This is a genomic window from Pseudalkalibacillus salsuginis (genome assembly GCF_021646685.1).
GTDB classification, from domain to species: Bacteria; Bacillota; Bacilli; order Bacillales; family Fictibacillaceae; genus Pseudalkalibacillus; species Pseudalkalibacillus salsuginis.
On the sequence record NZ_JAKJHW010000001.1, the window covers coordinates 797,436 to 822,020 of the forward strand.

A 24,585-nucleotide genomic window follows, 5' to 3' on the forward strand; every position below is an offset into this window, starting at 1 on the left:
GGGGCTTTGATGTCCCACTTGAGGGAGTGCTTGTATGGACTTGTCCAAAACGCTTGTAAATGCGCTAGGAATGGAAGTTGTCGAAGCAAATAAAGATTGTGTGAAAATGACGATGCCCGTCGATGAACGGACGAAGCAGCCGATGGGGTTCTTGCATGGGGGCGCATCCGTTGCTCTCGCAGAAACGGCAGCCAGTATCGGTGGAGCATTGAACGTCGATTTAGAGAAATATAATGTTTTCGGAATTGAAATCAATGCAAATCACATTAAAAGCAAACGTGATGGTATGGTGACCGGTACAGCACTTCCTGTCCATAAAGGTCGAACGACAATGGTCTGGGAAATTAAAGTGACCGATGAAAACGAAGATTTGATCTGTCTATCGAGATGTACAATCGGAGTTGTAGAAAAGACGGCATAAATCCCTGAACGACACACCCTCAGACTTCGGTTTTAAATAACTTCCGGTTGCTGTAGGTAGACCTTAAAAAATTGCAGATAATCATAAGGAGGGAACTGCTCATACGTGAGCAGTTCCTTTTTCAATTTACACTTCTCTTCGCATCGCCTTAAGCACATCAACTTTTGTTGCTCTTCTAGCTGGTCTTAGGCCAGAAAGGATGGTCACCACTAAACAGATGCCGATACAGATCAACGGCAAGCTTAAAGGGATATGTGAAAACTTGAAATCCCCTGGGATCGGTTCACCAAATGCATTACTTAAAATGATCGGCAACAGCCAATTGACTCCTAAGGTGATGAGATAAGCGACAATCGTCCCGAAAATGGCTCCAAGCAGTCCGATATAACTGCTTTCAATTAAGAAAATCCGCTTGATCGTGGAAGGATTTGCCCCGATCGCTTTCATGATTCCAATATCCGGCGCCCTCTCAGTGACAGCCATGGTCATTGTATTATAAATACCTATGGAAGCGATGATGATTGCAATCGTTCCGATGAATATCAGCCCGCTCTTTACAATCAAGAACACGGTGTTGATCTGTTCCATTTCATCGACGACTGAATAGGCAAAATACTTCTTATCCTTGATCGTTTCTGAAATCGTCTTGACATTTTCGACATCATCTGCGTAAATGGATACTTGGCTGTAAAATCTATCCTTCCTCTGTTCCATCAAATCTCTTTCCTCTGCTGGTAAGTTTGGAGTGATGACAGTTCCGTTTGGTGTGCCTGTAAACGCTTCAATTTCAGACAACACCTTTTCGGAAATATAGATGTTTGGGTCCCACTCCCAATCTTTGGTCGGTTTTTTTCCGATGCCGACGATCTTGACATCAAATGTCTTGGACTTTTCTTCTTCTCCTTCATATTGTTTGACGCCAAGGTTAAGTGTTTCGCCAATTAATTTCCCTTTATATTTAAATTCTTCCTTTACGGTGCCATCTTCATTAAGTGGAGCAGTTTCTTTACCGTTCCACTTTGCAAGACTTTCAGCAAAATCATGACCAATCACGACTTCGTTATCCGCTTCAGGTAAACGACCTTCTGAAAGCTCAAATCCAGCTTTCGTTTCCGATGGAAAATCGACGACTACAGCGTTCCCTTCTGCTCGAAATTCTCCAACACGGAATTCACCTTGCTGGTCAACCATTTGTCTTCTCGTCACCGCTTTTACATGGTCCAGGCCCTCGAAATAGGTAATATCATCCATGGTGATTCCTGCGTTCTCTTCGTTTTCTTTTCCGTGGACTTGTATCTCAGTCATCAATCGATCTTGTGTAATCTCCTCAACGATTGATTTTTGAAGACCGAAGCCGACTGATGCAAGGACTATCAAGAACGCACACCCCATGGCCGTTGCAAGGACCGTCATAAAGATCCTAGTCTTGTTCTTTTTCATGTTTTGACGTACGAATTTAAACTGATCTTTGAATCTCATGATGCATATTCCTCCTCAACCAATGCCCCATCGACAATTTCAATGATACGATCTCCGATTTTCGCGACCTTTTCATCATGAGTGATGATTAAAAAGGTAATACCCATTTCATGATTAAGCTGCTTTATGAAATCTAGCAGTTCATCTTCAGTATCACTGTCTAAACTCCCTGTTGGCTCATCAGCAAGAATGATAGGCGGATTCAAAATTAAGGCTCTTGCAATGCTTACACGCTGCTGCTGGCCCCCTGATAATTCACTAGGATAGTGATCCATGAATTTTTCCAGGCCCACCTTTTTGAACAATTTTTCTGTTTGCGTTTTTCTTTCCTTTTCATGGACTCCCTTTAACGTAAGTGCCAGTTCAACATTCTCAAAGGCTGTCATACTGAGAATGAGCTGAAAGCTTTGAAAGATGAATCCTAGATTATGAAGACGGAAATCGGCCCACTTGCTTTCGTTAAATGACGTCACATTATGATCATCAATGAAGATTTCACCTTCGGTTGGTTGGATGTAACCGCTGATCAAGTTAAGCAATGTCGATTTCCCTGAGCCGCTGCGCCCAACAACGGTCACAATTTCCCCATAGTCCACTTTTAAATTTATACCTTCTAATACAGGAATTATCGTTTCTTTACCTTTTTTTCCAATCTTAAATTGATGGCTGAGTCCTTTGACTTCAATCATTGATTTCCCCCCCTGTTTTTCATGACGCTTATACACACTTAAGACGCAAAAATTAAAAAATAGTTCAAAAAAAAAGAAACTGACCAGTTATGGCCAGTTTCTACATTTAAAACTATTTATTATTGGACTGTCGGGAAACCGAATCCAGAAGCGATGTCATCTCCGCTTCCAGCATATTGTCCGCCAAGAATATCATTCGCTTTTGCTCGGTTTTGAAGTTCACTTCTTAGGTCGTCATTCGATAATGAAGGGTTCTCAGCCCAGATCTTTGCCGCTAATCCAGAAACATGTGGTGTTGCCATTGAGGTACCACTGATCGTGTTATATGCACCATCTTTCCAAGTCGATTCGATGGCACGACCAGGTGCGGATAATTCAACATCTCTTTCTTGTATGACAAAATCTCCATCTGTATTAGGATTTCCACGCGAAGAGAAATCAGCTACGCGATACGTACCGTTTTCTTGTACATTTTCAAGGGCTGCAACTGCTACAGCATCTGCAAGTCCACCTGGGTAACCGATCGTATCAGGGTTTGGTCCGTCATTCCCAGCAGCAGCAACGACCAACGCACCATTATTCATAGCGTAGGTAACTGCATCTGCAATGAGGCTATCCTTTGAGCTTGAACCTAGTGACATTGAAATGACTACATTCACACCAAGACTGTTTCCTTGATCAGCCGCGTGCTTGATTGCATTCGCAATATCATCGGAATAACCAAATCCGCTGTTTCCTAGCACTTTGTATGCCCAAAGCTTAGATTCTGGAGCAACACCATAGACACCTTGGCTATCAGCCCCTCCGTTCGCTAAAACCGTACCGGCCACATGCGTACCATGACCGTTTTTATCATCACATTTTCCATCTATTACCGGTGATCGGTTAGAGCTGAAGTCTTTACACTGTTCGACGTTTTCAACCAGATCGACGTGGTCGGTATAAGTTCCAGTATCCAATACCGCTACACGGACCCCGTTTCCACCACTCGTTGCAGTCAGGTTTGAGTCGTTATACATCGCTTCCATTCCCCATGGAGTTTGGTCGGAAGGAGTAGTAGTTCGTGAAGCCTTTTGACTTACTTGATCCAAATACACTTTATTCACAAGAGAGACTTTTAGGTTTTTGTTCTTTTTAAGTCCCTCATATTGTTTTTCAGTAACATTCGTCGTAAACCCTTTTTCATTGAAATCCCATCGCTTACCGTAGTTTTTTTCTACAGATTTCAGGGCGTTTTCATTCGTAGATGAAATCAAGACTCTCAACTTTTCATTTGATTGGTTATCGTTCTGCCCACCCGCCAATACACCAGATGCGAAAATCGAGACCATCAAAATAGCAGCTGTCAATACTGAAAATAATCGTTTCAAAATCCATCTCTCCCTAGTTTTTTCATCATTTCTCTTTTTATGAAGGATTCTGGGTGTATGTATTGATGGCAAATTTATAGTTGTTGTTAAAAACTTTAAGTTGAAATTATAAACAACAACTATTAACAGTAATGTCACCTCCTGTCATTTTTTGAATTTTCTATCAATAATTCAACAATATCATAATGATGGGGGTTGTGGTATTGGGAAATAGAGAGGTAAAAAGCTTGAATATTCATAAAGTTTAATAGATGATTTTCCCAACATGGCCTTTTTCCGAAGGTCGACCCGGATGCCTGTTCACTGTGGGGCCAGGCTCCCTTTCCCTCAGGAGTGGTGAGAATTCGTTAATAAAAACCCAAAATTAAAAAAAGCACCTTTCAGCGCTTCTTGTTTTGGCTATCCCGTGATATATCGGTTGTATAATGTTTTCGCTTTGTTAATGTCTTTTGTACCATGGATCAAGACTCTGTTATCTTTGAAAACAACCATTCGGGTATCATCAATTTCTACTTGCAGCAAGTAATCATTGCTTCGAATGTTTGAAGTTAATTGGGAAAGCTTCTGTTTAAGGGCATCCATATCGATAGCCATTCCCGGCATCGGTCTTATTTGCACAGTATCTCTCCCGCACAAAACAGCGGTTTTCGTACTCGACTCGTGATTGAGGTATGGAAAGGCGGCTTCCGGGCAACAGCTGTCACATTGTGGATTTTTGAGATTATCAACCTTCAAAGAGGTATGCTGGTTATTCCATAAATCAAAGTAGATAACCTGTTTTCGGATCGCCTGGAAATCTTCTACTAATATTTTGAAAGACTCTGCTACCTGATAAGCCGTTACCATCTGTACTGCCGGGGAAATGATGCCGACAGTGTCACACGTTTCACTACCTGAAGGAATCTTCCCTAGTAAGCAGGCCAAACATGGTGTATCTCCTGGTAAAATCGTATAGGTCAATCCGTGGCTTCCTGTACAGGCTCCGTATATCCATGGGATTTTCCACTTTTGTGCCGCATCATTTATAAGCATGCGCGTTTCAAAATTATCAGTTGCATCTATGATCAGATCTGCATCCTGTATTTGTTCCTCAATCGTCATCGTGTTCGTCTCTTCTATTCGGGCATCAATCTTCACTTCACGATTAAGATCAGAAAGCCGTGCTTTTGCTGCGACTGCTTTCGGCAATTGATCTTCTGCATCCGTTTCTGTGTATAATTGCTGTCTCTGAAGATTACTCCACTCGACATAATCCCGGTCAATGATGGTCAATTTGCCTATACCTGCACGGACCAACATTTCAGCACAGCTTGTCCCGAGGGCCCCGGCACCGATTAAAAGCACGTGTTTCCGTCTGATCATTCCCTGTCCTGCTGAACCGATTTTAGTAAATCTTATCTGTCTAGAATATCGTTCATGCATCCTTTTTCATCTGCCTTTTGGAAAACCTGATTTACTCCCATCTTACCATACAATATAAGGAGACAAACGACCACAAAGATTACATGGCGTATAAAATGGTGAAAATAATCAAAACTAGAATAAGTTACCTGAAAGGAGTGTGGAATGATAACATGAATGCAGGCAGAGCAAAACAAATCTTAGAATCACCGAATGAAATCACCGTCCATTATCGCGGTAATCCGGTCTGGATCCAACAAGTCGATGAAGCGGGCAGTACAGCACGGGTATATACAAGAGATAATCCAGACGATGAAATGACAGTGAACGTAGCTAACTTAGAGGAAATGTAGAAGACAAGAAAAGCGCAAACGCCCTGATCAGCCACGAAGGTCACTGGAAGTCCGACGAGGAGGCTCTAAAGATCGGTTTTTCGCGTTGTAAGTGCTCCATAATGGTCACATGAGTACCTTAAGATCGGTTTTTCGCGTTGTAAGTGCTCCATAATGGTCACATGAGTACCTTAAGATCGGTTTTTCGCGTTGTAAGTGCTCCATAATGGTCTTATGAGTACCTTAAGATCGGTTTTTCGCGTTGTAAGTGCTTCATAATGGTCTTATGAGTACCTTAAGATCGGTTTTTCGCGTTGTAAGTGCTCCATAATGGTCTTATGAACCAAACAAAGTTCGGTTCTGCGTGGTTAAACACTTCGACCTGAATCTATGTGTCGGCCGCCGCAGGAGGACTGAAGTGATCCTTCTTATCTTTAAATAATTAAAAAGCACTTTCAAACGCTTTTTAATTCTTATGAAAATGTTGATATATCAAGGTGTTTGAGTTTTCCCTTTTTAAATAACCACTAAATATTGTTGGTCCAAAAATATTTTCTTCAACTAATAGAACTTGGAAAAAACCAACCACTATAATACCAATAATAAATAACTATCAAACCAAATGAAATATACTTTAATGGTGATTTCATCCACATCCCCCAGTATGAAGTTATCGGATGGTGTGGTTACTGGAATTATCTACGGAGTCGGTGTGAGATTTAATTATTCCCGGTTAGCAAGCCACTCAGCAATCTTGGCTGCCTCTTCACCCTGAATGAGCCCTAGTTAGCGGACTCATAATTATCTAAAAAAAAAGTTATTGACAGTTTTATTGAAATATCATATTATTATTTTAAATTTAATATGCTTTCTCCTAAAGGGGAGTAGCTTTTACAGCAAAGTCGTCATTACAGAGTTTTATTACTCTCGGCTTTGTTGGCAACCTTTATGTTGTTAGCAAGACCTTTACCTGTTAGGTAGAGGTCTTTTTTATATGTAAAAAAACCTTTGCCATGTGGTGGAGGTTTTTTGTTTTTCATTTACCAAGAGGAGGTAAGTACATGAAGGATAGTAGGTATTTACTTAAAGCGATCTTAGGAATCCAAGGCATCAGCAACTTACGTAAATTCCTATGGTCTAACCCATCAAGAAACAATTGTGCAAAGCCAGAAGTTAGACAAACTTAATTTAAAATATCAACAAAAAAATCTTAGAGGATGATCAATAATGAGAAAAGCTTTTAAAAGATAAAAAACGAATTGAGAAAATTGAAAAACGTATTGAAGAAAAGCATACAGGTAACAAATAACTTAATCATTGGAGGGTAAACAGTGTTACTAAGAAAATACATGTCTCTTGTAGGAATAGGTTCAGCACAAATAGATCTTATTTTACCTAAAGAAACATATACGCTTGGTGAACATATAAATGGATATTTTTTACTAAAGGGCGGTATCATTGATCAACAGTTAAAGAGAATTGATTGTGATTTGGTAAAAGTTGATAGTGAGAAAGGAAAAGAAAATATTATTGATTCAACAACGATTTTGACTTCACAATTGATTGAATCAGAAGAATCGAATAAAATACCATTTTCATTCAAGCTTCCAACATCACTACCACTCTCAACAAAAGACATTTCCTATCGTTTTAAAACAAGATTGACTTTTACACAAGGCGTAGAAAGCATTGATCAAGATATTATTCAAATCGTTTAATTCGAAAGCAGATAGAAAGGGAGATTACGAGTGTAAAAATAAATCGATTTCTTACATGGCAATACATTATAGGGAGAAACGATTTAGTTGAACAAACACATAAGGAACTTATTTATAACGATTACTTTAGTTACAGTTATAGAAACTCAGTTCCTTTCAGCAGTGAATGAGGATAAGAAAAATCCACCTCGATTTTATAACAGTATCGTAGCAGCAATGCAAAGTTATTCCATTAATTCTTTAAGACCATAAATGAAATAGAAAAGAAGGTGGATAGAAACTTTTGTATTGGAAAGGTTACTAAAAATGGCACCTCAATCTTTAAAAGATAAATATAAGCAAACGAACATTGTATTTTAGGAGGTAAATCGATCAGATGGAGCTTTCAGTTTTATTCGAGTATGGATGGGTATTATTACTTTTAATTGCAATAGAAGGTTTATTGGCAGCTGATAATGCGCTCGTATTAGCTATTATGGTTAAGCATCTTCCAGAAGAACAACGTAAGAAAGCCTTGTTTTATGGGCTTGCAGGAGCATTCATATTTCGATTTGGTTCTTTATTTACGATATCCTTCCTTGTGAATGTTTGGCAGGTTCAAGCAATAGGTGCCCTATATCTCTTGTTTATAGCTGCAAATCACATTTTCAGAAAGCTTATTGTTTCGAAAGAAAAAGAGAAATTAATTGAAACAAAGGAAAAGAAAAAATCTGGATTTTGGGGAACAGTTTTTAAGGTCGAATTAGCTGATATAGCTTTTGCTGTCGATTCAATCCTTGCAGCTGTTGCTTTAGCTGTTACACTTCCAAATACAAACCTTCCTAATATAGGTGGATTAGATGGTGGAAAGTTCCTTGTGATTTTTGCAGGTGGATTAATTGGTTTAATTATCATGCGATTTGCTGCTAATTTCTTTGTAAAACTACTTAATACGAGACCAGGCTTAGAAATTGCAGCATTTATCATTGTTGGCTGGGTAGGTGTGAAGCTATCTGTTTATACGTTATCTCATCCAGAATTAGGTATTTTACCAGAAGGTTTTGCCAAATCACCGGAATGGAAAGTCACGTTCTATGTTGTTCTTCTACTAATTGCTCTTGGTGGATGGTTCCTTTCAGGCAAGGAGAAGAAAGAAGATTCAACTATAGTATAAACGAACGGTAGTGATGTAGAGGTAAGCAAGTAAAGGAGGGTTTATGCAATCCTTCAGTAATTTAGTCCAAAGTGTGAAGTATGGTAATGATGGCGAGAAAATAATTTAAAAACATAAAGACAAGGCGTTAGAAATTGTTGGTGAGGGAAGAAGTGCTTTTGCAAAAGTTTGAACAACGAATAAAGTGTTAAAAGTCTTTTTCCCTCCATTTAGTCATCTGGCAAAGGAAGCAGCTGATATATACAGATGTTTACAAGACAATCCATTCTATCCTTGTATAAAACAACCTTTTATGCAAAAAATAAATGAGAATTTATATAAACTTCTTAGTTTTCAAATATTTCGGAGGTAGGTCTGGTTGGCAATAGAATTAATAGTACTAGGTGTGTTTATTATTCTAAATGCTTTTTTTGCAGCGTCAGAAATTGCATTAATTTCGTTAAATGATAACAAAGTGAAAAAGATGGCAGAGGAGGTATTTCTGACCTAAGAAATTTCACTTCTCCTTCTTGAAGAAATGCACCCGTTTGTGGAAGAAAGAAAGCTGTCGTACATACAGCTTCTTATTATTAGGTGTTTACCATGATATTAGCTTGAAACCAAGCTCTGAGTTTTTCGGCAAACACTAAACGTTCAGAGGGATCACTTAAACTACCATGAGTCAGATAAAGATTATCATTGAAATATCTAGGATATACGTGCAGGTGATAATGCCAAACATCCTGACTTCCACCTGGTTCATTGTGTTGTCTTGTTGAGATACCATCACATCCGTAACACTCTTTGAGTGCGAAAGAGACCTGCTGTGATAATTTATGTATCCTTGTGGCTATCTCTAATGGTAAATCAAATATATTCTCATAGTGATTATTCGGTATGATAATCACATGACCTTTATTATTGGGCCACCATAAAGTTGCAATCAATGCAGTTACGTGTTCATCATTATAAATTATATCTTGCTGCTTCGTTTGAACTAATTTGTTTTGTTCGTCCTCTACACCTTTAACTACCAGACAAAAAGGACAAGAATAACCAAAAGGCATATGCTTATACATTAATTTTCCCTCCTAAAGTAATATGCTAGTTAAGCTTTCGACAGTATTTTGCTACTACGGAACAAAGGACGTAATCCAATATTCTTGAATTGAGCCCTTTAGCTGAAGATTATTAAATTAGGGTTTTCTTTACAACGGCAAACTCATAGTAACTGTTCTTACATTAAAGCCCATTTTTTCGTACAACTTAATAGCTTTGTTCCCCGCAAAAGCACTTAAACGCACTTCAGAGTATCCATCTTGCTTTAAATGGTCAATCGCTGTTTTCATTAAACGTTTAGAAATTCCATATCCCCTAAATTCTTCTATAACAAATAGTTCATAAATAAATCCATTCAATTTATCAGTAAACTGGTCTTTACTTTCCCCTAAAAGAATCCAGCCCATTAATTTATCGCCTACTGCTGCTATTAAGTAATAGCTTCCCTTATTCAGAAGTGGTTTAACTAGTTATTCGATTTTTTCATTAGTAGGTTTTACTTCACCTAATGTGCCATCAAAAACTGCTTCTGGAGAAAGTGTCAAAACCTTTTTAAGTTCCGAATCGGTAGGTTTTCGAAAATCCATTAATTGAATCAGTCCTTTCAATATCCTTTACCAGTTTAGCATAATATCCAAGACAATATATTCCATTCTCACTCAACTAAACGGCCCTAAAATGAAAAGTAAGCGCTTATCCTTGTTCCAGGATAGCGCCCGATTATTGAAGAACCTATTTAGACAATAGTGTTGTTCTCCTTTTTACTGAATAGTACGGATGTAAAGTAAGACAGTTTCTAGTGGTTACTAAATAGGACCCATGGGACCAGTTTTTGTTCTTTTCTTTCTATTTTTATCAAAAATAATGGTTGTAAAAAACCCAAGAAAACCTATCCCTAAACAATAAAAGGGGAAATATGAACTCAATGGTGATATAACTTTGATTTCAAAAATATCAAGTATGATATATCCAGCAAATCCAATACAACCAAGATAAAACATAAGAATTCCTAACTTACATATCAAAGGTAACTTCTTATATTCCTTTAAATCTTCAAATTCGCAGTAGGAGTCTCTTGATTCAAATCATGGGTAACTTACTTATTATTCATAGCATGGACTTAAAAACACTTGAATTTAATAAATATGCTTCTTCAACAGTCTGGCCAGATCGTCCTACCCCGGCTACTCTCATTAAACCATTAAAAATGGTCAATCAGAAAAGAATCTGATTGACCTTATAATACGACCGGGCCAGATTAAGGAATAGGAAACGATTTTGAGCATAAGAAAAGAATTTAATTCAGATGTATGTTCTTCGCGTTTGAAAGAATTTTATTTAAAACTTGACCCTTACGTGACGTAATGGTGTATATATTATAGTAACCGGTACAAAATAAATCGCGCGAAATGAGGGGGTGATCATTGCAGGTGAAAAGTACTGGAAAGTTGGCGAACTTGCCAGGTTATCTGGGTTAACGATTCGGACCTTAAGATATTATGATCAAATTGGATTGTTCTCACCATCAGGATATTCTGTTGCTGGATACAGGTTATATAACGAATCTGATATTTTCACGCTTGCATCAAATCTTGGCATTAAAGGATCTTGACTTATCCCTTGAAGAAATTAAATCGATTCTATGTGATGACGATTACAATCCATTCGAAGTTATATCGATTCAAATGAAGCGCCTTAAAGAAAAAATCAAGATGCAACAGAAGCTTTTAAAAGAATTACAAAATGTATCAAGCTTAATGGAAATGGAAGAGTCATCTGTTGAGGATTTAACAAAATTATTAGGGATGATGAAACAGAGACATGAAAAATATTTTATTGAACGGCGAACAAGTATGGAGCACCATCTCGAAAAGCTTGGCGACTTCCTCGATAAGCACACGAAAAATCAATGCAAAGAAGAGGAGTAAATGATGAATAAACGATTTGTAACACACGATACATTTGTCATTGAAAGGACATATGACGCCTCACCTGCATAGGTGTTCGCTGCTTGGTCCAATCGTGAAACCAAGAAAAATTGGTTTCAGAAGGCTAACGAGTTCGATTTTCGAGTTGGCGGGCGAGAGAGCATGAAGATTGGACCACCCGGCGGACCGATCTTCACTTTTGCAGCCCGTTATCAGGAAATCGTTCCTGATCAGCGTATTGTCTATTCCTATACCATGGATTTGGATGAAATACGGATATTGGCTTCCATGACAACAGTGGAGTTCAAACATAGTAGCGGTTTCCGTTATGATCCCCCGCTGGATTTAATATGCAGTCCATGGCCGGTTGCCCCTTATCGTTCGGGCATTTTTTGATATGAAAATCAGGGTAGATTGGTCATAAAGCTCGTTCATTTATTGGTGAGTTCACTCGTATAGATCAGGGCTTTCAATTTAATCCCTTATATTTTCTGGATATTGAAAAAGGAAAACAAAAAACAAAAGAAATGCGTAAACTTCCTAAAGATTTGAAAAGAACTGAGACTTCGGTCCGTAAGGAGGAAAAACATATGTCGCATAATTATTTGGAGGATTCCAAGTCCTCGGAGACGTTTGGAATGAAATTTCTGCTAACTTCCGCGGGCGTCAATAACTCGACTATCCACAACGAGCTGGTTGACATGCTGGGCAAGCCGATCGCCGACTCCAACGCTCTGTGCATACCTACCGCGATGTACGGACACCCCTGGGTCGGTCCCGGCGTCAAAGCCTGGCAGTTCATCAGCGGGAATTCCGAGAATCCCATGGTCGACCTGGGCTGGAAGTCTGTCGGCGTTCTAGAGCTCACAGCGCTGCCAAGCATCGACGAAGACCGTTGGGTGCCTCTTGTCCGGGAGACGGACGTCCTGCTGGTGGCGGGAGGCGACGCCCTCTACCTGTACCACTGGATGCGGCAATCCGGGCTGGCAGACCTCTTGCCATCACTGGATGCAGTCTATGTGGGAATGAGCGCTGGGAGCATGGTGATGGCCCCGAATATCGGTGAAGAATTCGTAGGCTGGCGTCCGCCCACAGGGGGAGATAAAACACTTGGGCTGGTGGATTTTGCGTTGTTTCCTCACCTAGATCACGAGATGTTACCGGACAATACCTTGGCCAATGCAGAAAAGTGGGCAGCCGGTGTCTCAGTGCCAGGGTACGCGATTGACGATCAGACGGCCATCAAAGTGACCGATGGGGCCGTTGAAGTTGTTTCCGAGGGGCAATGGAAGCTGTTCACCCCTTAATACCGATAGGGTCAGCCGATTCGCTCGCGGTCTTTCCTTTGTGACTGAAATGGGGTGGAGCTGAAGAGTTAATCAAAGTTTAGATTCAAACTGGGGTATCACCAGCAAAACGCGAATTTACAACGTTAAGGAAATTTCAAAATAAAAAGCCCAATTTTTCAGCATTAAAATTGAGAAATTGGGCTTTTTCGTTACTCAAGAAAAGCGCCCTATTACGGAAGATTGAAAATGCGAATGAGCTGTAAAATGGCTTCTAAGTTATTTCACTAACGTTCTCCGTTAGCTTAACGATGAAAAGCCGTTATCTCCATTGTCAATCTATTCGACGGGCGACATGGAGAACAGCGCCCCAGTGGCGGCGAACCGACTTTTCTGGACGACTATTAAGGCGAACTCGGATTTCGTTGAAGAGTTTGTCGCGTTTCCGTTCCTCCATAAGTATGTGCCCGGAGAAAGTTTCAAGGAGTTTAATGTACTCGTCAACATGATAAATGCGCTCCCAATCGAAATGTCGTATGTGAACAACCTCAAAAAGGCCGCTTTTCACAATCTCATCTCTTTGCTCGTGAAGTTCCCCTGGTCTTGTCCAATCGTTGTTGTCTACCGATATACCTTCGCCGATCTCATAGTAAACGGTTTGAATTTCACGGAAGAATGGGTCTCCATCGTCTGGAAAAACGTGATCTGCGTTCCAAAATGCCAGGTGTCCTCCGGGACGAAGGACCTGCCATGCCTTAATGTACCGAACTTCGGGATCAACCCATTTCCAAGCGGTTGCAGCGAATATCAGATCAAACCTCTTCTCCGCCTCCGGTTGCCAGTCTTCGAAGCTCACGTTGATTATGTCAACGTCCATTCCGACAAGGTTTTGACGGGCAACTGCAGCGAGCTCAGCGCCAAGTTCTATGCACGTGATTTTAAATCCGCGCTTGGCTAACGGGAGAGTAGCCTTTCCTGTAGCACAACCCACTTCCAACAAACGATCACCTGGATTCAAATTTGTCGCATGGATTAAATCATCGAACAATTCTTCCGGGTAATCCGGACGCGCCTGCTGATAAATATTCGCGGCTTGTTCAAATGACTCACGCAATTTTTTATTATCATTCTTCGAGTTCATAATACCTCCTTATACTCAACTTCATTTTGGATAACTTTGGGTTTCACGATATAAAGTAATTCTGCTCTGCGTTGTAATTAGGGTATCCTGCTTCGTTAGTTAAGTGTAACACTTCACAAACAATCTTAAATCAGTATTCTTACACTTCCTGTTTCCTCAAAAATATGACCCTTTTCTGGAACAACATAGAAATTCAATATGCACCCTTCAAAACCCTTTTTCACTTAGCAGTATGATTCTTTGTATATAAATAATGAGTTTTTCTTATATCTTTGTACTGCATTAAAAAGACGAACAAAGAGTTCGTCTTAATAAAAATGAATTTGAGTTGGCACAAATTTGGCACGAAGCAAAATTCACAAAAATAACCCTCGGAATAATCATTGTTATACCAAGGGTTATTGGATGTCATCCGATTGAACCTTCCATCTTTTAAATAATAGACCGATCCAGACACAGAATGATTTCAATGTCCCGGATCGGTTTTTCCATATGAATGGTTGCCTTTGTTGCGATAATTTCCAATCTTATCGTAATTACAAAATTCACAACAGCCCCTTCCCTCCATCACCTGAAAGGTTGTGGCGATTCGCGTAAATAGCTGCCAGTGTACGGTCTGAGACATCAAGTTTACTGAGGACGTTACTGACGTGGGTTTTGACCGTCTTGATTCCGATAAATAACGTATCCCCGATTTCTTGATTGGTTTTCCCTTCCCCAATTAGCGATAGCACTTCAAGCTCTCTTTTCGTCAACTCATGGTGAGGGAGAGATTCCTTTGATCGGAACCTATTCATCATTTTCTGAGCGACCTTGGATTCAATCACTGATTCACCAGCATAAGCTTTTTTGATCGTCTTGGTAATTTCATCTGCTGAAGCGGTTTTCAAAACGTAACTGAATGCACCTGCTTCAATAGCCGGAAAGACCTGTTCGTCATCATAAAAACTTGTAAGAATGATAATTTTACAATCCGGATGAAGTTTGATGACTTCCTTTGTCGCTTCAATTCCGTTCCCATTCTCCATGATCAGGTCCATCAGGACGATATCTGGCTCCAGATCTTTCAACTTTTTAACCGCTTCACTTCCGCTTGCTGCTTCACCAATGATTTCAAATGATGGATCCGTCAACAAATAAGAGATCAATCCCCTTCTTACCATTTCATGATCATCTACTAAAAAAAGTTTAATTTGACTGTCCAACATGTTCATCCCCTTTACCAATTGGAACCCTGACGTCAATAGCAGTCCCTTGCCCTTTAGCAGTTGTAATCGAAAAAGTTCCGCCGATGTCATCACAGCGCTCCTGCATCGTTTTCAGTCCGTAAGAAGTCTTTTTCTTTTGGTTCAGATCGAAGCCAACCCCGTTATCACGTAAATGTATACGGATATGTTTCTGAATGCTATCTAGTTTGACTGTAATTTTACTTGCTTGAGAGTGTCGGAGCGCATTTGCAAGACCTTCTTGCATCAACCTGAAAAGATGGTCTTCAATTCCGCGTGATACATCAGGGATCTCATCGATTTCCGAATGGATTTCAATCCCCGATTTTTGTTGAAGCTCATTCACCAGTTCCTGGATTCCACTATGTAATTTTTCCCCTGACAGGTCGATCGGCCGTAAATGAAGAAGCAGCGCCCTCATTTCTCCCTGGGCTTTGTTGGCCATTTCAACGACTTGTTCCAACTGACTTTTTGCCCGGCCAGGGTGTCTTTCAAATAACTTCAATGCTGCTGAGGACATCATATTCAAAGCGAACAACTGCTGACTAACAGCATCATGCAGATCCCGTGCCAGACGTTGTCGCTCTTCAATCGTTGCAGCTGTATGGGCTTTTTCGGCATACTCAGCCTTTTCGTTAGCAAGCTTTTGTAAGGATTGGACTTGTTTTTTGATCTTATCAGAAAGCTGATTGATTTCTGCAGAAATGATCCCTACCTCATCATCCTCTCCATCACTGATCCGATAATCATAATTTCCGCGGGATAGTTTAGTAATTCCTACTGAAATCTCATTCAAACGATTGATCAGGGTTTGCCCTTTTCGTAAACTGAAGTAGATCCCTAACATGAAAGAAAGGACAAATACACCAATAGAGACCAAGAGGCTGATCACGATCCGATCAGCCGCCGGGTAAAGAATATAGAGGATTTGAAAAAGGATGAAGATTAAGACGGTCGTATAGACCGAGTTCAATAAATGTGTTCGATAAAACAGTCTCCTGATTCCATTCTGGTTCTGGCTCATAACGATCGTCTCCCTAGACCCGGTTAATTTTCAAATCCAACACTTGGAACCTGAAGTCGAAAGTCAGCTTCCTCGTTGCCTCGTCATAACCTTCTGTCTTATACTTCGCTTCCTTCATCAAACCGTCCTTTTTATAGTTACCAATCTTGATATCCCCAACCTTCGTGTTAGACGTTACAGAAAACTCGACATCCTCAGGAATCAAGATCTTTATATCACCTACCCAGCCCGATAATTGAATGATCGTTTCTTTATCAGGTATGAAGGCCCTGGTATAATCAAAATCAAAATCAGCGACACCATTCCATTCATCCAAATCTTCAACATGCCAATTATCATGCTTCATGGAGACATCGGTGACGAAATTACTCTTCGAATGTTTTTTTTTCTTTTTTATCGTTGCTCCCGGCCTTCTTCCCCAAAGCATCCGGATTCCGATATAGACCAATAATAATGGCCATAAATTGATAATTTGTTCAAACTGGAAATCCATGAATCCCAACCGATCACTGACAAGCAATCCACCAATAACAGATAGGAACAAGCCCATAAACCAACTGCCCCGACGTCCTCTTGTAAAAACAGCCTCCAGTAACCATTTTAATCCTAACAATAAGATGACAAATGGATATAAAAAGAAAAATGCTTCATTTACATTCATTGAAACAATTCCTAAATTGACAAGCAGCAACATGACCCCTATCAACACGAAGATCACTGCTACTACAAATTGGCCACCAGATTTCAACTTCATCTGACCACACACCTTTGACTTTATCTTTTTTGAAAGGTCACCTCAAAAAATTAGACATGTATTGGGTTATCCCTTCTTTATCTACTATTAATAGTAGAATACCGCGCATCCAAGAAAGCTGGAACAATCCTGGGAATGTATTGTTCTCCGACTCAAGACGGAGATTCCAATATAGAAAACATGGGCTTTGCCAAGCCTTGGCGAAGGCAGAGCCTTAGCTGTACTTTTACTTCGTTCGTAAACTTTTTTGCTAAGTCGGTTAGCTACATCGCTGAAAAGTTATACTTTCTTAACGTATAAGAAAAGCGCAAACACCCTGATCAACCACGAAGGTCACCGGACGTCCAACGAGGAGTTTCTAAAGATCGGTTTTTCGCGTTGTAAGTGCTTCATAAAGGTCTTATGAGTACCTTAAGATCCGTTTTTCGCGTTGTAAGTGCTCCATAAAGGTCTTATGAGTACCTTAAGATCCGTTTTTCGCGTTGTAAGTGCTCCATAAAGGTCTTATGAGTACCTTAAGATCGGTTTTTTGCATTGCAAGTGCTCTATAAAGGTCTTATGAACCAAACAAAGTTCCGGTTCTGCGCGGGTAACACTTCGACCTAAATCAATGTGTCGACCGCCACAGGAGGACGAAGTGATTCAAGTGGTTGGGTGTTGGAGCTAGACATTCCTTCATCGAAACGAAATTTTCACACTTAAAAAGGATGGCCTTAAAAGTACCATCCTCATGTACAATCGATATTCATAATATGATGAATCAAGTCAAAAGGACAATCCAAAAAACAACGAATCCTAAGTTCAATACGAACCATGACCAGTACCATACTCTTGAGTAAGTGTTCCGGTCTTTATTGACATGCAAAAACATACCAGGTATTACCATCCAAATAACAAAAAGAAAAATACCTAATAGAAACTGAACAATGGATGTAAAATTGAATTGATCAAAAGCCACAATCAATAAGTATGTTGGGACAAATTGTATGAACGGTACAAAAATGCTCCAAATCCATGCTCTTACCCGGTACATCTCAAAATACGTCCGATTCTCTTCCAAATATTTCCGTGTGTCACTCTGGATACTACTGAACGGAGCAGGTATTTTACTTGATAACTCCATTGGATCGCCCCCTACACATGATATTTATGTATGGCAAAGACTAACTCATGACCATTTTCACATAATTCCAGAACATAGAAACTATATTATTAGGCAAAATTGGGTATAATAGAGATACTAAGATAAAGAGGGTGGAAGCAATGGCATTTTTCTCAAAGAATCAACAAGAACCAATCCCCGAGGTTGAAACGAAAGTTTGGAGTTGCACGAGCCAGAACTGTTCTGGATGGATGAGAGAAGGGTTGACGTTTGATTCTGAACCAGCTTGTCCACTCTGTAATGCACCTATGAAACCAGAAGTCCGAGTATTACCGGAGCTATCATAATATCGTTTACAGGAAGGACGAGATCTCCTAAATGGATCCGCCTTCCTTTATTTTTTACCTTTAATATACTTCAGGGTTGATGTTGATTCTGGAGAAAATGCGACATCGCCCTGATTAACCACGAGGGGCACTGGAAGCCCAACGAGGAGGCTCGAACCAAAAAAAGTTCGGTTCTGCGCGGGTAAACCTTTCGATCTAAATCAATGTGTCAGCCGCCGTAGGGGGCTGGTGGTTCGGCGACGGAGCTGGACATCACTTCTCTGCATCTCAACTCTCGCCAGGCTCGCTTGGACTATTGCCTAAAAAATGGCCAAAGAAAGAACACAGTGTTTAGGAGCCTATTTTTTGAAGCGGCGATAAAAAGAATTTTTAAAAAATGGATGTATATATAATTCAAAACCGGTAAGAATGGTAGATACATAAGGTTCCATCGAATAATATCAAGGAGGAATAAACGTGAACAAACGTGATTTAATCCAACAAGTTGCTGAACAAACCGGTTTATCAAAAAAACACTCGACAACAGCTGTCAATGCAGTTATTGATGCAATTACTCAAAGACTTACGAATGGTGAAAATGTACAATTGATCGGGTTTGGTAGTTTTGAAGTTCGCGAACGCCAAGCAAGAAAAGGACGCAATCCTCAGACTGGTCAAGTCATTCAAATTCCAGCTACTCGTACACCTGCCTTCAAGCCGGGTAAACAGCTGAAAGAAGCAGTAAGAGCATAGTTTAAGTCTATAAGAAACTAAAGGGACTACCAATCCGGCAAGTCCCTTTTCTCTTTTCATTATCACATGACGCTTCCGCCAGAAATTTTCACTGACTCCCCAATAATATTTGGCGCAGCATCAGTGAGCAAGTACGCAATCGTATTAGCCACTTCTTCTGGCTGAGTCAATTTCCCTGAAGGATATTCTTTTTTGATCGCCTTCCATTGTTCTTCGAATGAAATCCCGTTTCGTTCTGCCCTTTTTTCTATAGCTTTAATACCCATCGGTGTATTCACATACCCCGGGCAAACCGCATTGACCCTGACTCCATTTTCAATGGCTTCAAATGCAAAGGAATGGGTAAACCCAATCAGGGCAAACTTAGACCCCGAATATGCTGTATTCCCATATGTTCCTCTCACCCCTGATAATGAGGATACATTGACGATGACCCCTCGTTGCTGTTTTTTCATGCATTGATAAACCAGTTTTGTCAACATTACCGCGGAGGTAAAATTCAGATCCATGATGAATTCAAGCTCTTCTTTTGAGGTATCATCAATGATCCCACCGCCACTGATCCCAGCACAATTCACTAATCCATAAACAGGTCCAAGCTTGTCAATTGCTTTTTTAACTAGGTTGATTTGTTCTTCCTCAACCGTCAAATCGGCTATATGTACATATACGTTATCGGCAGGGGTAAATTCGGCTATTTCTTGCTTCAGCAAGTTCAATTTTTTTTCGTCTCTTGCTGTGATTGTCACTTTTCCACCCATTTTGACCACTGCTTTAGCCGTATCACTTCCGATTCCTCCGCTTGCACCAGTTACGATGACATGCCGGTTTTCAAGTGCATCAAAGGAAAAAACGTTCATCGCGGCCGCTCCTTTACCTTTTAAGAACTAAAAAATTATGATTTCTTTATTTTAAAGTAGATGGACTCAACTAAAAAAAGACAGACCCCTCGTTTCAAGAAGATTTGAGGTTCATTGCATTGGTTTGACAACGCCGTTATTTATATCAACTTACCCTTAGTTCCATTCATGTAAACTAATGTTTATTCCATTTTACCAAAAATGTTCACTTTCCACCGAATATAGTTGACATTTCAATGAGAACATCATACGAATTGAACTCAGTAGGCTTTTTAAACAAAAAAAGGGTGCAAGCTACTTTAGCTTGCACCAAAAAGGTATGGGCGGTGTCAGAGTTTTAAGGGGATTGTCTACTTTAGTATAACACGGCACTAAAGGGTTTGTTATTGGGAAAACAACCGAAAAACAACCGAAAAAAACGTAGTTGTCAATCAAAGATTTTCCCAACTTTTCCTACCCACATAAAAACGATGCGACCTTTCTCTTTTATAATCATTTTGTACTACTTACGGACATTTGCATATTAACTTGCCGCCCTCTCTTTATTCTTCTGTCTCAGTTTTTTAACATCGGCTTGGATAAGGATGGATACGACCAGCGCCACTAAAAAAGCTGCTGCAAAAATATAAAGAGTCAGTGTATAACTTTGGGTAGTCTCACGTAACCATGAAACGAGAATCGGTCCTACAAGACCAGCTGCAGCCCAGGCCGTCAAGATATAACCGTGGATAGCCCCAAGTTGTTTCGTGCCAAACAAATCTCCGATATAAGCTGGTATGGAAGCGAAACCTCCACCATAACAAGATAAGATAAAAAAAATGGAAACTTGGAATAACAGGGAAGCTGTAGTAATTGGTAACAGGATGAACAGTACGATCTGGATAGCAAAAAAAGCAGTATACACATTCGGTCTGCCAATGTAATCTGACAGTGATGCCCAGCCAATACGCCCTAATCCGTTGAACAGTCCCATAATTCCGACCATCGTCGCTGCTGCTGCTGCACTTAAACCAGCTATTTCTTGGGCCATAGGGGAAGCGACTGAAATGATGGCGATCCCGCAAGTGACATTGATGAACAACATCAACCATAGGTACCAGAATCGTCTGGTTTTCGAAGCTTCATTAGCTGTAAGCTGTGAGAGATCCTGCGGTTTATGCTTTCTTTTTTCCATGCTCTCATCATAACCCTTTGGTTTCCATCCTACAGGTGGTGGTGACAGGTAAGAGGATGAGAGGAGCATAATTGCTAAATATACAATCCCTAAAATATAGAACGTCCCAGCAATGCCGACCAGATTAATCAGTGAATTGATCACAGGGCTGGCAATTAAAGAGGCGAAACCAAAGCCCATGATCGCAAGGCCGGTCGCAAGTCCTCTCCGGTCAGGAAACCACTTTACCAATGTAGATACCGGAGCGATATATCCTATTCCTAACCCGATTCCGCCAAACACGCCGTATGCAACATATAGTAAGGTCAGAGATTCTGCATTGATTGCCAAACCGGAACCTAAAAGACCGACCCCAAAAAATGATGCTGATATGATTCCTGATTTCCTCGGCCCATGCTTTTCAACAAAATGGCCCATGAAAGCAGCTGCAAGGCCTAAAAAAAGAATGGCGATACTGAATGTCCAAGAGACTCTGCTTAAACTCCAGCCATATTCGTTCATCAATGGTTTTGTAAAAACACTCCAAGAGTATACCGAACCAATCGATAAATGAATCCCGACCCCACAAGCGGCAATCAACCAGCGATTTTTCACCTTATCCGACACATTATCTCTCCTCACGTTTATTATTTGAGAAGCTCTTGGTGTCCTTGCTTGTTTCAAAACTAAAGATGATTTTTTGAAATAATACCATGAAAGCGCATTCATTAACAAACCATACGATTGATCTATGATAAAAAAAAGAGTGCAAGCAACAAGTGCTTGCACTGAAAAAGGTATGGGCGGTGTCAGAGTATTAAGGGGATTGTCTACTTCAGTATAACATGGGATCCATGTCTTCGTTATTGGGAAAATCAAGCTTTTTATCGTTTAAAATTTGATATGTTGATAGAATAATTTTCCCAATATCACCATTCCCTCTACCCTCCACTCTCCTCAAGTACGAACAACATGAAACTTCGAAATAAGATATAATGAGTAAAAGGGAATTCGACGTACGGAATGAGGGATACGATGGAAGATTTCATCAAAACAAAAAGAAAAATCATTTCCTATCAGGATGGAAAAATAACAGAAACAGAGGATACCATAGTGACTGAGTTTCCTCTTACCATTATGCTGAATGGCAATGAATTTGCTACAATGGTATGTACACCTACACATATTGAGGAAATGGCAATCGGTTTTCTTGCATCAGAAGGAATCATCCGTTTTTATAACCGAGACATTTCATCGATTTCCATAGATAGAGATAAAGGGTTCGCTTATATCGAGACCGTAAAAAAAATCACGCCTTCCATTCATGACCACACAAAACGATTCATAGGCTCATGTTGCGGAAAAAGCCGACAATCCTTTTATTTTCAGAACGATGTAAAAACGGCTAAATCATCCATGTCCAAAGTCCAGGTCACTTTTCAACAATGCATTGACCTGATGAGTGACCTGCAATCTTCAAGTAATACGTTCAGAGAGACTGGCGGCGTCCATAATGCCGCGATCTGTACCCCTGATGGCGTGATCGTTTCCCGTACCGATATCGGACGGCATAATGCACTTGATAAACTTTATGGACATTGCTTGATGAATAACATCAACGTTCATGATAAAATCCTTGTTTTCAGCGGCAGGATCTCTTCTGAAATTCTTTTGAAGGCTGCGAAAATCGGGGTAGGCATATTCCTTTCAAAGGCTGCCCCGACTGAACTGGCCCTCCAGGCTGCTGAAGACTTGAATATCACCACCGCAGGCTTCATCCGCGGGAACAAGGTGAATGTATACACCCACGCAGAACGGATTATATGACTAACCTTTTCAAGGAGGTGACTGACCGATTATGAACGTCTACGACCAACTGAAACGTCCGCTTCGGGATCTGCGGATTTCTGTAACAGACCGTTGTAATTTCCGGTGTCATTACTGTATGCCTGCTGATATATTCGGACCTGAATATGAATTTCTCAAAAAAAATATGCTTTTGAGCTTCGAAGAGATTACAAGATTAGCTCAATTGTTCCAAGACACTTCCGGAATCAAGAAAATCCGACTAACAGGCGGTGAACCGCTGATGAGAAGGGATATGCCGAATCTAGTCCGGATGCTCTCTAAAATCGATCATATCGAAGACATTGCCATGACAACCAACGGTTCACTTTTGCCAAAATATGCTGAACAATTGAAAGCTGCCGGGATGCATCGTGTCACAATCAGCTTGGATACCCTTGATGAGGAACGTTTCAAGAAAATCAACGGACGAGATATATCTGTTTCTACGGTGTTAAAAGGAGTACAGGCAGCCCGGGATGCAGGACTAGGAATCAAGATGAACATGGTCGTCCAAAAAGGCGTCAATGATCAAGACATCGTGCCGATGGCCAGGTATTTCCGAGAACAGGGGATCATCATCCGGTTCATTGAGTACATGGATGTAGGGAATACGAACGGCTGGAAGATGGATGATGTCTTCCCTAAAAAAGCGATTATTGAGCGGATCAATGAAGAAATGCCGATTGAACCGATAGAGCCGAATTATAAAGGTGAGGTTGCAACAAGGTACCGGTACAAAGGTTCAAAGGAAGAAATCGGTATCATCTCATCTGTAACTGACGCATTCTGTTCAACATGCAATCGGGCAAGGCTTTCAGCAGAAGGAAAACTGTTCACCTGTTTATTCTCTTCGAAAGGTCATGATTTAAGAGGTCCTATGCGAAATGGCGCTGATGATGATGAAATGAAGGAAATCATCAAAGGAATTTGGACAAATCGACACGATCGGTATTCAGAAAACAGGACTGCTCAAACGAAAAGAACGTCAAAAGTTGAAATGTCACATATCGGAGGATGACTGATACAATCAGTCATCCTTTTTTGATGTTTGACACAACAAAGAGAGCGACCATAATTTAATTGCCGCTCTCCCTCTTTTCCAACTGCTAGGTTACATTAAGTGTAGCTTTTGGACGCAGTGTTAAACGACTTTCGTATTCAGCCTAACGTCCACATTACCCCGTATGGCTTTAGAATACGGGCAAAATTCATGAGCCTTCCTAACCAGCTCTTCGGCATCCTCTTGGCTTACCCCATTCACTTCTACATTTAAAGTTACACCGATCTTGAAACCATTGTCGCTTGAATCCTTCATGAAACTTACATCAGCTGTCACACTTGATTCGATTTCTTTTTTCTGTTTTGTAGCAACCAGATTGAGTGCCCCATCAAAGCATGCTGAATATCCAGATGCAAATAATTCTTCAGGGTTTGTACCTTTCTTATCCGTATCATCAGTAGGCATTACAAGATCATGATCGATTTGGCCGGTATCAGATTTCACATGACCTTTCCTTCCACCTTTTGCTGTCGCATGTGCAGTAAATAATACATCATTCATTCTTTAACTCCTCCTTCAGCCT

The 24,585-nt window shown here is 40.4% G+C and carries 27 protein-coding genes and 3 pseudogenes; 16 read left to right on the forward strand and 14 right to left on the reverse strand.

What is annotated here, in order from left to right:
* Positions 1–34 precede the first annotated feature (34 nt).
* Positions 35–421: a hotdog fold thioesterase gene (locus L1611_RS04015; RefSeq protein WP_236311803.1), complete on the forward strand. Its 387-nt coding sequence runs from the start codon at positions 35–37 to the stop codon at positions 419–421.
* A gap of 126 nt (positions 422–547) precedes the next feature.
* Here the strand turns inward: L1611_RS04015 and L1611_RS04020 are convergent, their stop codons facing one another.
* The 4 genes from L1611_RS04020 to L1611_RS04035 form a co-directional block, all read right to left on the reverse strand.
* Entirely contained in the window at positions 548–1,900 is a 1,353-nt protein-coding gene (locus tag L1611_RS04020; protein WP_236311804.1) for an ABC transporter permease, read from the reverse strand.
* The gene (locus tag L1611_RS04025) at positions 1,897–2,589 is read right to left on the reverse strand and encodes an ABC transporter ATP-binding protein (protein ID WP_236311805.1); all 693 of its coding nucleotides are present in this window, start codon (positions 2,587–2,589) and stop codon (positions 1,897–1,899) included. Before L1611_RS04025 ends, L1611_RS04020 begins: the two co-directional genes overlap by 4 nt.
* A gap of 119 nt (positions 2,590–2,708) precedes the next feature.
* Positions 2,709–3,920 (reverse strand): S8 family peptidase, encoded by a 1,212-nt coding sequence (locus tag L1611_RS04030; RefSeq protein WP_407681703.1) that lies wholly within the window; start codon positions 3,918–3,920, stop codon positions 2,709–2,711.
* A gap of 438 nt (positions 3,921–4,358) precedes the next feature.
* Positions 4,359–5,381, reverse strand: a complete 1,023-nt coding sequence (locus L1611_RS04035) for a MoeB/ThiF family adenylyltransferase (RefSeq protein ID WP_236311807.1) — start codon at positions 5,379–5,381, stop codon at positions 4,359–4,361.
* A 152-nt stretch (positions 5,382–5,533) separates the two neighbouring features.
* On the opposite strand from L1611_RS04035, the gene L1611_RS04040 reads away from it, so the two are divergent.
* The 7 genes and pseudogenes from L1611_RS04040 to L1611_RS04060 form a co-directional block, all read left to right on the forward strand.
* A complete protein-coding gene (locus L1611_RS04040) occupies positions 5,534–5,713 on the forward strand; it encodes an H-type small acid-soluble spore protein (protein WP_236311808.1) in 180 nt (59 codons plus the stop codon).
* 1,040 nt (positions 5,714–6,753) lie between these two features.
* Entirely contained in the window at positions 6,754–6,879 is a 126-nt protein-coding gene (locus L1611_RS20615) for a hypothetical protein (RefSeq protein WP_265738339.1), read from the forward strand.
* A complete protein-coding gene (locus L1611_RS20895; protein WP_407681704.1) occupies positions 6,851–6,913 on the forward strand; it encodes a hypothetical protein in 63 nt (20 codons plus the stop codon). Before L1611_RS20615 ends, L1611_RS20895 begins: the two co-directional genes overlap by 29 nt.
* A gap of 16 nt (positions 6,914–6,929) precedes the next feature.
* Positions 6,930–7,001, forward strand: a pseudogene (locus L1611_RS04045) (FbpB family small basic protein); the annotation flags it as partial.
* A 22-nt stretch (positions 7,002–7,023) separates the two neighbouring features.
* A complete protein-coding gene (locus L1611_RS04050; RefSeq protein WP_236311809.1) occupies positions 7,024–7,410 on the forward strand; it encodes a sporulation protein in 387 nt (128 codons plus the stop codon).
* A gap of 376 nt (positions 7,411–7,786) precedes the next feature.
* The gene (locus tag L1611_RS04055; RefSeq protein WP_236311810.1) at positions 7,787–8,563 is read left to right on the forward strand and encodes a TerC family protein; all 777 of its coding nucleotides are present in this window, start codon (positions 7,787–7,789) and stop codon (positions 8,561–8,563) included.
* Positions 8,564–8,921: 358 nt separating this feature from the next.
* Positions 8,922–9,035 (forward strand): annotated as a pseudogene (locus L1611_RS04060) (CNNM domain-containing protein); the annotation flags it as partial.
* A gap of 97 nt (positions 9,036–9,132) precedes the next feature.
* Here the strand turns inward: L1611_RS04060 and L1611_RS04065 are convergent.
* A complete protein-coding gene (locus L1611_RS04065) occupies positions 9,133–9,621 on the reverse strand; it encodes an HIT family protein (protein ID WP_236311811.1) in 489 nt (162 codons plus the stop codon).
* 129 nt (positions 9,622–9,750) lie between these two features.
* A pseudogene (locus L1611_RS04070) lies at positions 9,751–10,188 on the reverse strand (GNAT family N-acetyltransferase).
* 830 nt (positions 10,189–11,018) lie between these two features.
* On the opposite strand from L1611_RS04070, the gene L1611_RS20765 reads away from it, so the two are divergent.
* The 4 genes from L1611_RS20765 (at position 11,019) to L1611_RS04085 (ending at position 12,836) form a co-directional block, all read left to right on the forward strand.
* Entirely contained in the window at positions 11,019–11,213 is a 195-nt protein-coding gene (locus tag L1611_RS20765; protein ID WP_322972509.1) for a MerR family DNA-binding transcriptional regulator, read from the forward strand.
* Complete coding sequence (locus L1611_RS04075) at positions 11,140–11,529, forward strand: MerR family transcriptional regulator (protein WP_322972518.1); 390 nt, start codon at positions 11,140–11,142, stop codon at positions 11,527–11,529. The genes L1611_RS20765 and L1611_RS04075 overlap by 74 nt, the downstream gene beginning before the upstream one ends.
* A gap of 72 nt (positions 11,530–11,601) precedes the next feature.
* On the forward strand, positions 11,602–11,925 hold the full coding sequence (locus L1611_RS04080; RefSeq protein ID WP_322972510.1) for an SRPBCC domain-containing protein: 324 nt from the start codon (positions 11,602–11,604) through the stop codon (positions 11,923–11,925).
* 242 nt (positions 11,926–12,167) lie between these two features.
* The gene (locus tag L1611_RS04085) at positions 12,168–12,836 is read left to right on the forward strand and encodes a Type 1 glutamine amidotransferase-like domain-containing protein (protein WP_236312033.1); all 669 of its coding nucleotides are present in this window, start codon (positions 12,168–12,170) and stop codon (positions 12,834–12,836) included.
* A 313-nt stretch (positions 12,837–13,149) separates the two neighbouring features.
* Here L1611_RS04085 and L1611_RS04090 read toward each other — a convergent pair whose 3' ends face one another.
* The 5 genes from L1611_RS04090 to L1611_RS04110 all read right to left on the reverse strand — a co-directional run bounded on the left by L1611_RS04090 (position 13,150) and on the right by L1611_RS04110 (position 18,083).
* On the reverse strand, positions 13,150–13,956 hold the full coding sequence (locus L1611_RS04090) for a class I SAM-dependent methyltransferase (protein ID WP_236311812.1): 807 nt from the start codon (positions 13,954–13,956) through the stop codon (positions 13,150–13,152).
* Between the two features lie 545 nt (positions 13,957–14,501).
* Entirely contained in the window at positions 14,502–15,161 is a 660-nt protein-coding gene (locus tag L1611_RS04095; RefSeq protein ID WP_265738340.1) for a response regulator transcription factor, read from the reverse strand.
* A complete protein-coding gene (locus L1611_RS04100; RefSeq protein WP_236311813.1) occupies positions 15,145–16,206 on the reverse strand; it encodes a HAMP domain-containing sensor histidine kinase in 1,062 nt (353 codons plus the stop codon). Before L1611_RS04100 ends, L1611_RS04095 begins: the two co-directional genes overlap by 17 nt.
* Before the next feature lie 13 nt (positions 16,207–16,219).
* Complete coding sequence (liaF, locus tag L1611_RS04105) at positions 16,220–16,960, reverse strand: cell wall-active antibiotics response protein LiaF (RefSeq protein ID WP_236311814.1); 741 nt, start codon at positions 16,958–16,960, stop codon at positions 16,220–16,222.
* 760 nt (positions 16,961–17,720) lie between these two features.
* Positions 17,721–18,083 (reverse strand): hypothetical protein, encoded by a 363-nt coding sequence (locus tag L1611_RS04110; RefSeq protein WP_236311815.1) that lies wholly within the window; start codon positions 18,081–18,083, stop codon positions 17,721–17,723.
* A gap of 140 nt (positions 18,084–18,223) precedes the next feature.
* On the opposite strand from L1611_RS04110, the gene L1611_RS04115 reads away from it, so the two are divergent.
* Together L1611_RS04115 and L1611_RS04120 are read left to right on the forward strand one after the other, a co-directional pair.
* Positions 18,224–18,409, forward strand: coding sequence for a cold-shock protein (locus tag L1611_RS04115; RefSeq protein ID WP_236311816.1), 186 nt, complete (start codon positions 18,224–18,226; stop codon positions 18,407–18,409).
* 456 nt (positions 18,410–18,865) lie between these two features.
* Complete coding sequence (locus L1611_RS04120; RefSeq protein WP_221566520.1) at positions 18,866–19,141, forward strand: HU family DNA-binding protein; 276 nt, start codon at positions 18,866–18,868, stop codon at positions 19,139–19,141.
* 62 nt (positions 19,142–19,203) lie between these two features.
* Here L1611_RS04120 and L1611_RS04125 read toward each other — a convergent pair whose 3' ends face one another.
* Positions 19,204–20,001 carry an SDR family NAD(P)-dependent oxidoreductase gene (locus L1611_RS04125; RefSeq protein WP_236311817.1) on the reverse strand — a complete coding sequence of 266 codons (798 nt, stop codon included), beginning with the start codon at positions 19,999–20,001 and terminating at the stop codon, positions 19,204–19,206.
* 523 nt (positions 20,002–20,524) lie between these two features.
* Complete coding sequence (locus L1611_RS04130; RefSeq protein WP_236311818.1) at positions 20,525–21,781, reverse strand: L-lactate MFS transporter; 1,257 nt, start codon at positions 21,779–21,781, stop codon at positions 20,525–20,527.
* 408 nt (positions 21,782–22,189) lie between these two features.
* On the opposite strand from L1611_RS04130, the gene fdhD reads away from it, so the two are divergent.
* Positions 22,190–22,981: a formate dehydrogenase accessory sulfurtransferase FdhD gene (gene fdhD, locus L1611_RS04135; RefSeq protein WP_236311819.1), complete on the forward strand. Its 792-nt coding sequence runs from the start codon at positions 22,190–22,192 to the stop codon at positions 22,979–22,981.
* 31 nt (positions 22,982–23,012) lie between these two features.
* Positions 23,013–24,020, forward strand: a complete 1,008-nt coding sequence (moaA, locus tag L1611_RS04140; protein ID WP_265738341.1) for a GTP 3',8-cyclase MoaA — start codon at positions 23,013–23,015, stop codon at positions 24,018–24,020.
* Between the two features lie 123 nt (positions 24,021–24,143).
* Here moaA and L1611_RS04145 read toward each other — a convergent pair whose 3' ends face one another.
* Positions 24,144–24,563 carry an organic hydroperoxide resistance protein gene (locus L1611_RS04145; RefSeq protein ID WP_236311820.1) on the reverse strand — a complete coding sequence of 140 codons (420 nt, stop codon included), beginning with the start codon at positions 24,561–24,563 and terminating at the stop codon, positions 24,144–24,146.
* Between the last annotated feature and the right edge of the window lie 22 nt (positions 24,564–24,585).

Excerpts from the sequence above, each read along its gene's own strand:
- L1611_RS04015 (WP_236311803.1), top strand. The coding sequence starts at position 35 with ATGGACTTGTCCAAAACGCTTGTAAATGCGCTAGGAATGGAAGTTGTC.
- L1611_RS04020 (WP_236311804.1), bottom strand. The coding sequence starts at position 1,900 with ATGAGATTCAAAGATCAGTTTAAATTCGTACGTCAAAACATGAAAAAG.
- L1611_RS04025 (WP_236311805.1), bottom strand. The coding sequence starts at position 2,589 with ATGATTGAAGTCAAAGGACTCAGCCATCAATTTAAGATTGGAAAAAAA.
- L1611_RS04030 (WP_407681703.1), bottom strand. The coding sequence starts at position 3,920 with ATGGTCTCGATTTTCGCATCTGGTGTATTGGCGGGTGGGCAGAACGAT.
- L1611_RS04035 (WP_236311807.1), bottom strand. The coding sequence starts at position 5,381 with ATGCATGAACGATATTCTAGACAGATAAGATTTACTAAAATCGGTTCA.
- L1611_RS04040 (WP_236311808.1), top strand. The coding sequence starts at position 5,534 with ATGAATGCAGGCAGAGCAAAACAAATCTTAGAATCACCGAATGAAATC.
- L1611_RS20615 (WP_265738339.1), top strand. The coding sequence starts at position 6,754 with ATGAAGGATAGTAGGTATTTACTTAAAGCGATCTTAGGAATCCAAGGC.
- L1611_RS04055 (WP_236311810.1), top strand. The coding sequence starts at position 7,787 with ATGGAGCTTTCAGTTTTATTCGAGTATGGATGGGTATTATTACTTTTA.
- L1611_RS04065 (WP_236311811.1), bottom strand. The coding sequence starts at position 9,621 with ATGTATAAGCATATGCCTTTTGGTTATTCTTGTCCTTTTTGTCTGGTA.
- L1611_RS04085 (WP_236312033.1), top strand. The coding sequence starts at position 12,168 with ATGAAATTTCTGCTAACTTCCGCGGGCGTCAATAACTCGACTATCCAC.
- L1611_RS04090 (WP_236311812.1), bottom strand. The coding sequence starts at position 13,956 with ATGAACTCGAAGAATGATAATAAAAAATTGCGTGAGTCATTTGAACAA.
- L1611_RS04100 (WP_236311813.1), bottom strand. The coding sequence starts at position 16,206 with ATGAGCCAGAACCAGAATGGAATCAGGAGACTGTTTTATCGAACACAT.
- liaF (WP_236311814.1), bottom strand. The coding sequence starts at position 16,960 with ATGAAGTTGAAATCTGGTGGCCAATTTGTAGTAGCAGTGATCTTCGTG.
- L1611_RS04110 (WP_236311815.1), bottom strand. The coding sequence starts at position 18,083 with ATGGAGTTATCAAGTAAAATACCTGCTCCGTTCAGTAGTATCCAGAGT.
- L1611_RS04115 (WP_236311816.1), top strand. The coding sequence starts at position 18,224 with ATGGCATTTTTCTCAAAGAATCAACAAGAACCAATCCCCGAGGTTGAA.
- L1611_RS04125 (WP_236311817.1), bottom strand. The coding sequence starts at position 20,001 with ATGAACGTTTTTTCCTTTGATGCACTTGAAAACCGGCATGTCATCGTA.
- fdhD (WP_236311819.1), top strand. The coding sequence starts at position 22,190 with ATGGAAGATTTCATCAAAACAAAAAGAAAAATCATTTCCTATCAGGAT.
- moaA (WP_265738341.1), top strand. The coding sequence starts at position 23,013 with ATGAACGTCTACGACCAACTGAAACGTCCGCTTCGGGATCTGCGGATT.
- L1611_RS04145 (WP_236311820.1), bottom strand. The coding sequence starts at position 24,563 with ATGAATGATGTATTATTTACTGCACATGCGACAGCAAAAGGTGGAAGG.